Source organism: Mycobacterium sp. SMC-18 (assembly GCF_045310895.1).
Taxonomy (GTDB): domain Bacteria; phylum Actinomycetota; class Actinomycetes; order Mycobacteriales; family Mycobacteriaceae; genus Mycobacterium.
This window is the reverse complement of record NZ_JBJIAL010000020.1, coordinates 86,293-94,436: the sequence shown is the minus strand read 5'-3', so window position 1 is coordinate 94,436 and position 8,144 is coordinate 86,293. Positions and strand designations below refer to the sequence as shown.

Sequence of the window (8,144 nt, the reverse complement as noted above, 5' to 3'; positions counted from 1 at the left end):
CACACCCAGCCAACCAGACACCCCAATCACAGGCCGACAGCAGCTGACCGTTCTACACCCTCAATCATGAAGAGCCCGATAACTACCGCGTCAAATGACTGGGCGTGATCCGTGTCTGCCATGTTTCCCTCCGTGCGTGCAGAAAGTGGTGCGGCGGGCAGAATTATCACAGCGCAGCTTCCTGCTAAGGATTCTGCTTCGGATCAGTACTCCCCCGGCCCAGGGTCGTCGATCGGCTGTTGCCTTGCGCTGGCATCGTGCCGCACCGGAATGCCGGCGCACCATGATCGATCAAGGCGGCGCCGTTCGCCGCTGCGCGTCAGTGTTGGCGGTGCATGCCCTGATTCGTCTGGCGTGTTGGGCCTCTGAGCGAAGACTACGAATAACGTTGCGGGAGAGCCTATCTGGTTGCTCGCCCGACAACATTGTTCGCGATTCAGGTGGCGGTCAGAGCATGTCAACCTCGACGACGCCGGGCTCAATTCCCAGGACGCGGCGGCCGACGCTCTCGTAGCTGATCTGAGAGTTGAAGATCACGTGGCGTGCGGCGATGCTGAAGTCACGCCAGTAGCGCTGGGCTGGAGCGGTCGTGCTGAAGCCCGACGAGCCGCCCAGGTCCATCAGCCGTTCGATCGCGGTGGTGAGGATGTTGATAACCAAGGCGCCTTCGCCACGCGCTTCGGTGCGTTCTTCCACTGACAGGACACGGCGCTGGCGGGCAGCGGTATCGATACGCGCACAGGAGTTTTCGACCAAGCGGCGCCCGGCGCGGATCTGAGTGGCAGCTTCGCCGATTGCGGCGTGATAGGCAGCGGAATCACTCTTGTGGGCGTAAGTGCTGTAGATGATGGGTGCGCCGCTCTTGGCGGAGATCGCCTCCAGCAGGCCCTCTGCACAGCCGACCAGGACGCCAAGTGCCTTGGCCCGCAGGATCGGGTAGTTCACCCAGTAGTCGCAGGGCTCCAGGTCTTCAGTGGCCACCGAGGTCGGCGGCGTCGCAGAAATGTCGGTGAACGGGGCGACGTTGCCCGCTGGTACCACAACGGCGTTGGCGACGACGGTGTCCGAGCCGGTGGCTTTCATGCCCGCGACCTGCCAGGTGTTCTCGAGCACCACGTCGCTCATCGGCATGACCACGAGCATGGGCAGCTGGTCAGGCGACAGTGCCGGAACCATGGTGACCGCGGCGTCGTGCGAGCCGGTGGCGTAGGCCCACCGCCCGCTCAGGACGTAGTTGTCCCCGTCGGCAACCAACTGGCCGATACCGTTCTGCGGCGAGCAGATACGCGGAATCCCATCGGCGAAGATGTGATTCTGTAGTGCGGTCGGCAGCTTGGATGCGAACCACAGGCACGAGTTGTAGATGGTGTACACCCACGCGGTGGACGGGCATCCTTTCGCCAGTTCAGCGGCGACCTTGGCCATCGACTGACTCGACTGGGCGAGGCCACCGATGCGCTGGGGCCCTGCCATAGAGAACAATCCCGCATCCGTAAGCGCGGCGACAACCTCGTCGTCGAGTTCACCGGCCTGCTCGGCTGCATCGGCCTTGCTTGCCAGAAGTGGCCGCAACTCTTTGGCCTTGTCGAGCAGTTCGGCGCCGAGTGTGTCATCGAAGTCGAATGAGTCCTCGGGAGCACCGGTGTCCTCGCTCGGCCGGACGTCCTGGTCAACGCTCATGATTACCAATACCTTTCATCTGAACAACGTGGGTTGAGAAGTTCGGCGCCGGGCGCCGTGGCATCACAGGATGCCGGCGTAGAGCAATGGCCACGACGGCGCGGAGCCGGCGTTGGCGGTGACACGGTCGCAGTCGGTCGGCCGGTAGTGGCCCATGCTGCGCCGCTTGGTCTCCAGATAACGCACGTTGGCTGCGGCCGCTCCTACGTGGAGCGGAATACGTTGTACGACGGTGATTCCGCCGTCATGGACCGCCTGAACTTTGGCCGGATTATTGGTCATCAACCGCACCGAGGTCAGCCCTAGATCACGCAAGACGGCGACGGCACCTCCGTACTCGCGGCCGTCGACCGGCTCATTGAGCGCGAGGTTGGCCGTTACGGTATCCAGTCCCCCATCCTGCAGCCGGTACGCCGCAAGCTTTTTCAGCAGGCCGATCCCGCGGCCTTCGTGTCCACGCAGGTAGACCAGGACGCCTCCTTCGGCGGCGATGCGGCGCAACGATTCATCGAGTTGCGGCCCGCATTCACAGCGTTGGGAACCAAAGGCTTCCCCGGTGAGGCATTCGGAGTGCACCCGCACGACTGCCGGGAGGGTGCCGGGCGTGCCGGCAACCAACGCCAAGATTTCAGCGCCGGTCTGCTGGTCCCGGTAGCCCACCGTGCGGAAGATGCCGTGCCGGGTCGGAAGGCGTGCTTCATCGACACGCACGACGCGATCAGTACCGCGGGTCACGGTCGTTGTCGGGTGCGTGGTGCGGTACGCGATCAGTTCGGCGACGGTCAGCACCGGCAGGTCGCAGCGGCTGCCGAGCTCTTCAATGCCAGGCATGCGGAGCATCGAGCCGTCATCGGCGACCAGCTCGGCAATGACCCCGACCTGCGGGAGTCCCGCCAAGGCGCACAAGTCGACGGCAGCCTCGGTATGGCCCGCCCGCTCCAGGACGCCTCCGGGGCGCGCGCGCAACGGCAGGACGTGTCCGGGGCGAATGACATCGGCGGCGGTTGAACCGGGGTCAGCCAATACTCCCAGCGTGGTGGCGCGGTCAGCGGCGCTGATGCCGGTGGTAATACCCGCAGCCGCATCGACCGTGACGGTGTATGCGGTGCGTTTCGGATCTTGGTTGTGCGACACCATGTCTGGCAGATCGAGCGCATCGGCGCGCTCGCCGGTCATCGGAGCGCACAGCAGCCCCGAGGTGTGGCGCACCGTCCAAGCGACCCACTCCGGGCTCACCTGATGGGCGGCCAGGATGACATCGCCCTCGTTCTCACGGTCGGCATCGTCTGCGACCAGGACCGGACGCCCACGACGCAATGCACCGATCGCCGCCTCGATGCGGTTCATGAGGTCGTCGTCAGCGTACGAAACATACTGCGGTGGAATACGATTGGTTCGCTAGCGGATGCCGGCTCACTGGCAGCGTGCAGGTCGTTGATCTGCATGACGACGATGGTGTGGTCACCCGCGCGGATCTGTTCGGTGACCGTCACATCCATGGCGACCACCGCATCGGTGATCAGCAGCGCTCCCCCGTCGAGAGTCTCGGTCTCCACGCCGGCGAACCGGTCACCGTCTTTGGCGGCGAGCGTGCGCACAATGCCTCCGTGGGCAGCGCTAAGCACGCTGATACCCAGGCGAGGGGCGGCCGCCAGGCGAGGCCATGTCAATGAGGTGTTCTGCACGCAGAACGCCACGAGGGGCGGATCAAGCGATACAGGCATAAATGTGCTGGCGGCCATGCCGATACGTTCGGTCTCGGTGTCGGCGCATACCGCGATGACGCCCGACGGGAAGTGCGCGAACGCTGCTCGCAAGGCGGCGCTATCCAGACTGAGGGTTTCCATGGTGCCTCCCGGAGAGGGATGTCAAACGATCCGGTCCGCTTGGCCGGGGATTGCCACCAAACCCATTTCGAAGAGATCCGGGGGCCGGTGGTACATGTCACAGCCTAGCTCGCTTTGACTCATTGTCAATGACTTGAAGTCGACCAAATCTGGCACAACGACTCCTCGGGGCGCAAATTGCGCGGTACCGAAGCACGCCGAAAGCCCGGGCCGGACTGCAGAGCCGGTCCGGGCATGGCCGCGAAAAGTACGTGCTTAGGCGGGGCTGCGCAGCTGCTCGATGGCGTTCTCGACCGGGCCTGCCAGCGTGGGATCGAGCTGTGCGGCGCCGCGTAGGGCCAGGATCGTTTGCTCGAACAGGATGTCGGTCAGTTCGGTGACTTCGAACGGCTGCCCATTTTGATGCCAGAAGGCGACGACCGCGTCGACGGCAGCCGTTGCAGACCGCAGCATGATGCGCAGCGCGGTCCGCTGGGAATCCAGACCCAGTGCGGCGCAGCCCCGGTCGATCTCGCGCCAGCGGTGCTCTTCGAAAAAAGCCCACGCCTCTGGATCAGCTCCGCGCCCGCCCAGCACCAATCGGGTGGCCAGGCCGCGGTGGCGCGCCAGGTAGGCGAACTGGTTGTAGTAGCGCTGGCGCATTTGGGCACCCGGCGGCAGATTCGAGTCGCCTTGATGGGCCGCGTCGAACTCGCGCGCCGCTTCCTCCATCGCAGCCAGGTACAGACCACGCTTGTTCTTGAAGTAGTGAAACAACAGCCCGTGGGCAACACCCGCGGTCGACGCGATATCACCGACCGCGACATCGTCGTATTGCTGCTCTGAGAACGCCTCGACCGCCACTTCGAGAATGCGCCGGCGCGTCTCCTCGGCCTGGACTTTGCGCGACCGCTGCTCGGTCTTCGTCTGCACTGGCGGCCCTTCCGGTCGATCACGATGAGACACCCCGTCCAAGACCGGAGCGTCCGCAGTTCTCTAAGTATGGGGCATAGCCTCCCCAATATCTCGACTATGAGTCATTGACTACAAATCAATTTGTAGCTTACTGTGAGCCTGCGCACGTCGGATCGCCACCAGTGGCCGCGTATGACCACCACCGATCCGCTACTTCGCCGATATCTGCCACCTAGCCGGCCGGCTCGAAACAACCGGCCACCCAACCACGGAGAGAAGACGATGACCGCTCGGCCGCATCTGGCTCATTTCGTCCTGCAGACCAACCAGCTCCCCGAGATGCGAGCCTGGTATCTGAAAGTCCTTGGTGCAGAGGTGGTTTACGAGAACCCGGCGATGTGCTTCCTGACGTTCGACGAGGAACACCACCGCCTCGCAATCTTCGGCCCTCCAGGGGACGTTATGACCGACCGGACTCCGCTGACCATCGGTCTGGCACATTCGGCATTCACTTTCCCGACCCTGGGCGACCTGGTGGACAAATACCTCGAACTCAGCGAGGCCGGTATCGAACCCCGCGTGCCCGTCCAGCACGGCGTGACCACCTCGCTGTACTACCGCGATCCCGACGGAAACATGGTCGAGCTGCAGATTGACAACTTTGCGACCCCTGACGAAGCCACCGACTACATGAACGGCCCCGAGTACGCGGCCGACCCGATTGGACCGAGTTTCGATGCCGCCGCCCTCGCCGCCGCCTTCAAATCCGGCACACCCGAGGCAGAACTGCGCACGCGGGCCTGGGCGCTGAAGTCACCGCAGGTCAGCCCTTTCGAACTGCTGACAACCTAAAACACACCCACCGAGGACGACGACAATGCGACTGCTCAACATCAACGGCCGACTCAACCTCACCGTCAACGACGGTGCGGTTGATGTCGAAACCGCCAGCGACGGAGTGTTTTCCTCCGACTTCCAGGACGCGCTGGATCGATGGGAGGAATTCTGCCTCTGGGCGCGAGGCCTGACCTCGGCGCAGGGACACGCCTACAGCCCAGCCGAGCTCGGCCCTCCGGTGGGTACACCTCGCCAAATCTTCGCCATCGGCCTGAACTACCGGGGCCACGCCGAAGAGAACAACATCGAACTGCCTGATACACCAATGGTGTTCACCAAATTCGCATCCTCCATCACCGGGCCCTACGGCAATATCACGATGCCCCCCGGCTCGGTGGACTGGGAAGCCGAACTTGTTGTCGTCATCGGCCGGCACGCACGCCACGTCCCCGAAGGACAAGCCTGGGACTACGTCGCAGGCCTCACTGCGGCGCAGGACCTGTCCGAGCGCAACCTCCAAATCAAACCCCCAGGCCCGCAACAGTTCAGCCTGGCCAAGTCCTACCCCGGGTTCGCTCCCCTTGGCCCCGCACTGGTCACCCCGGACGAATTCGCTGATCCCGACGACCTCGAGATCAGCTGCTCGGTTGGCGACCATCAGGTCCAACATGCCCGCACCGGTGACCTCATCTTCTCGGTACCCACGCTGGTGTCATATCTGTCGTCGATCCTGCCGCTGTTCCCCGGTGACCTCATTTTCACCGGAACACCCGACGGTGTCGGTTTCGCCATGAGCCCGCAGCGCTACCTACAGCCCGGCGAAGAACTGACCACGGTCATCGAGGGCATCGGCACGATGCGTCACCACATGGTGGCCCAGCAGGACCAGCAGTGACCGCTGACGCCATCCCGTCCGCCGATGGCGAAATACTCTGGGCGCCGTCGGAACAATCACTGTCCGACTGCCGTATGGGCCGGTATGCGCAGTGGCTCAACGACACTCACCCTGATCTTGGTTCCGATTACCGCCGTTTGTGGCAGTGGTCGACCGAGGACCTGTCCGGCTTCTGGCGGTCCATCTGGAGGTACTTCGATGTTCTCGGCGATGGTGATACCGACCGCGTTCTCGATGATCCGACGATGCCAGGTACCCAGTGGTTTCCCGATGTGCGGCTCAACTATGCCGAAAACGTGCTGCGGGGCCCTGACGACCAGATCGTCGTCACCGCGGTGTCACAAACACGCGACACCATAACCGTGAGGCGGGGTGAACTCCGCGACCAGGTGGCACGCGCGGCCGCTGGACTGCGACGACTCGGTGTTGGGCCCGGCGACCGCGTCGCTGCGTATCTGCCGAACATCCCCGAAGCGGTGACCGCGATGCTCGCCGCCGCCAGCATCGGTGCCATTTGGGCGGTGTGCGCTCCCGAGCTGGGCACCGACAGCGTTCTCGATCGGCTCCGGCAACTCGAACCGACCGTCCTGATCACCATCGACGGATATCACTACGGCGCCAAGAACATCGATCGGCGCCGCGAAGTGGCAGCGATCCGTGCCGGCCTGCCGTCAGTGACGACCACAGTCGGCGTCAACTACTTGGGCAGCGACCCTATCGGCGATATCAGCTGGGATGACCTACTTGCCGAACCAGCCCTCCCCCGCTATGACCGCCAGACATTCAATCACCCACTGTGGGTGCTGTTTTCGTCAGGTACCACCGGCCTACCCAAGGCGATCGTGCACAGCCACGGCGGAATCGTGCTGGAACTACAGAAGGCCCTGGGACTGCACTCGGATCTGGGTCCCGACGACACCTACTTCGTGTACTGCACGACAACGTGGGTGATGTGGAACATCCAGGTGTCTGGGCTCTTGCTCGGAGCCGCCATTGTGCTGTTCGACGGTGATCCGAATTATCCAGGTGCCGAGGAGCTTTGGCGCATTATCGACGATGCCGGTGTCACGGTTTTCGGCGCGGGCGCGGCATTCCTCATCGCCTGCCGCAAGCGCGGCGTACGCCCACGGGACCAGTTCGATCTGAGTCGGCTGCGCGGGATGGTGTCAACAGGATCGCCGCTGCCGGCAGATGGCTTCCGCTGGGTGTACGACGCGGTCAACCCCACGCTGTACCTACAGTCCACCAGCGGCGGCACCGACGTGTGCACCTCATTCGTCGGCGGCAGTCCGCTGCTCCCGGTGCGCGCCGGCGAAATCACCACGGCTGCACTGGGTGTACTGGCACGTGCCTTCGACGCCGTCGGCGAACCGGTCACCAATGAGCTGGGCGAGCTGGTGATCTCCGCTCCGATGCCCTCCATGCCCGTGCAGTTCTGGAACGACCCCGGCGACGCCAAGTACCGCAGTGCCTACTTCGACGTCTACCCCGGCCACTGGCGCCACGGCGACTGGGTCACGTTCAACGATCGTGGCGCATGCATCATCAGCGGGCGATCTGACGGCACCCTCAACCGCGGTGGCGTCCGCCTGGGCACCAGCGAGTTCTACTCTGCGCTACAGGAATTCAGCAAGATTGAGGATAGCCTCGTAGTGCACCTGGACGACCCCTCCGGCGGCCTCGGATCGCTCTTGCTGTTTGTGTGTCTGCGCCAGGGCGCCGAACTTGATGACGAACTGCGCAGTCAGATCGCCGCCGGATTGCGCCGGCGTCTGTCACCACGGCACGTGCCCGACGACGTCATCGCCGTACCGGAAATCCCCTACAACATGACCGGCAAAAAGCTCGAAGTGCCCGTCAAACGCATTCTGCTCGGCGCGGCGCGGCAGACCGTCGTATCCGACGGGGCTGTCCGCAATCCCCGCTCACTGGATGTTTTTGAGCAGCTGTCCGATCAGCTACGCGGCGCAACCCACTGAATCCCATCTCAA

Annotated in this window: 7 protein-coding genes; 3 read left to right on the top strand and 4 right to left on the bottom strand. The window is 63.7% G+C overall.

Going from position 1 to position 8,144, the window contains the following annotated elements:
* Positions 1-447: 447 nt before the first annotated feature.
* From ACJH6J_RS18520 to ACJH6J_RS18505, 4 genes are all read right to left on the bottom strand, one after another.
* Positions 448-1,680 (bottom strand): acyl-CoA dehydrogenase family protein, encoded by a 1,233-nt coding sequence (locus ACJH6J_RS18520; RefSeq protein ID WP_406804348.1) that lies wholly within the window; start codon positions 1,678-1,680, stop codon positions 448-450.
* A gap of 63 nt (positions 1,681-1,743) precedes the next feature.
* Positions 1,744-3,027 carry a 3,4-dihydroxy-2-butanone-4-phosphate synthase gene (gene ribB / locus ACJH6J_RS18515; protein WP_406804347.1) on the bottom strand — a complete coding sequence of 428 codons (1,284 nt, stop codon included), beginning with the start codon at positions 3,025-3,027 and terminating at the stop codon, positions 1,744-1,746.
* Positions 3,024-3,527 carry a flavin reductase family protein gene (locus ACJH6J_RS18510; RefSeq protein ID WP_406804346.1) on the bottom strand — a complete coding sequence of 168 codons (504 nt, stop codon included), beginning with the start codon at positions 3,525-3,527 and terminating at the stop codon, positions 3,024-3,026. The genes ribB and ACJH6J_RS18510 overlap by 4 nt, the downstream gene beginning before the upstream one ends.
* A 255-nt stretch (positions 3,528-3,782) precedes the next feature.
* Positions 3,783-4,439 carry a TetR/AcrR family transcriptional regulator gene (locus ACJH6J_RS18505; protein WP_406804345.1) on the bottom strand — a complete coding sequence of 219 codons (657 nt, stop codon included), beginning with the start codon at positions 4,437-4,439 and terminating at the stop codon, positions 3,783-3,785.
* 264 nt (positions 4,440-4,703) lie between these two features.
* Between ACJH6J_RS18505 and ACJH6J_RS18500 the strand changes: the two genes are divergently transcribed.
* Genes ACJH6J_RS18500 through ACJH6J_RS18490 form a run of 3 tightly spaced genes read left to right on the top strand, consistent with a single transcriptional unit; the run spans position 4,704 to position 8,132 of the window.
* Positions 4,704-5,273, top strand: a complete 570-nt coding sequence (locus tag ACJH6J_RS18500) for a VOC family protein (RefSeq protein ID WP_406804344.1) — start codon at positions 4,704-4,706, stop codon at positions 5,271-5,273.
* Between the two features lie 25 nt (positions 5,274-5,298).
* Positions 5,299-6,153, top strand: a complete 855-nt coding sequence (locus ACJH6J_RS18495; protein WP_406804343.1) for a fumarylacetoacetate hydrolase family protein — start codon at positions 5,299-5,301, stop codon at positions 6,151-6,153.
* Positions 6,150-8,132 carry an acetoacetate--CoA ligase gene (locus ACJH6J_RS18490; protein ID WP_406804342.1) on the top strand — a complete coding sequence of 661 codons (1,983 nt, stop codon included), beginning with the start codon at positions 6,150-6,152 and terminating at the stop codon, positions 8,130-8,132. Before ACJH6J_RS18495 ends, ACJH6J_RS18490 begins: the two co-directional genes overlap by 4 nt.
* Positions 8,133-8,144 lie beyond the last annotated feature (12 nt).

Excerpts from the sequence above, each read along its gene's own strand:
- ACJH6J_RS18520 (WP_406804348.1), bottom strand. The coding sequence starts at position 1,680 with ATGAGCGTTGACCAGGACGTCCGGCCGAGCGAGGACACCGGTGCTCCC.
- ribB (WP_406804347.1), bottom strand. The coding sequence starts at position 3,027 with ATGAACCGCATCGAGGCGGCGATCGGTGCATTGCGTCGTGGGCGTCCG.
- ACJH6J_RS18510 (WP_406804346.1), bottom strand. The coding sequence starts at position 3,527 with ATGGAAACCCTCAGTCTGGATAGCGCCGCCTTGCGAGCAGCGTTCGCG.
- ACJH6J_RS18500 (WP_406804344.1), top strand. The coding sequence starts at position 4,704 with ATGACCGCTCGGCCGCATCTGGCTCATTTCGTCCTGCAGACCAACCAG.
- ACJH6J_RS18495 (WP_406804343.1), top strand. The coding sequence starts at position 5,299 with ATGCGACTGCTCAACATCAACGGCCGACTCAACCTCACCGTCAACGAC.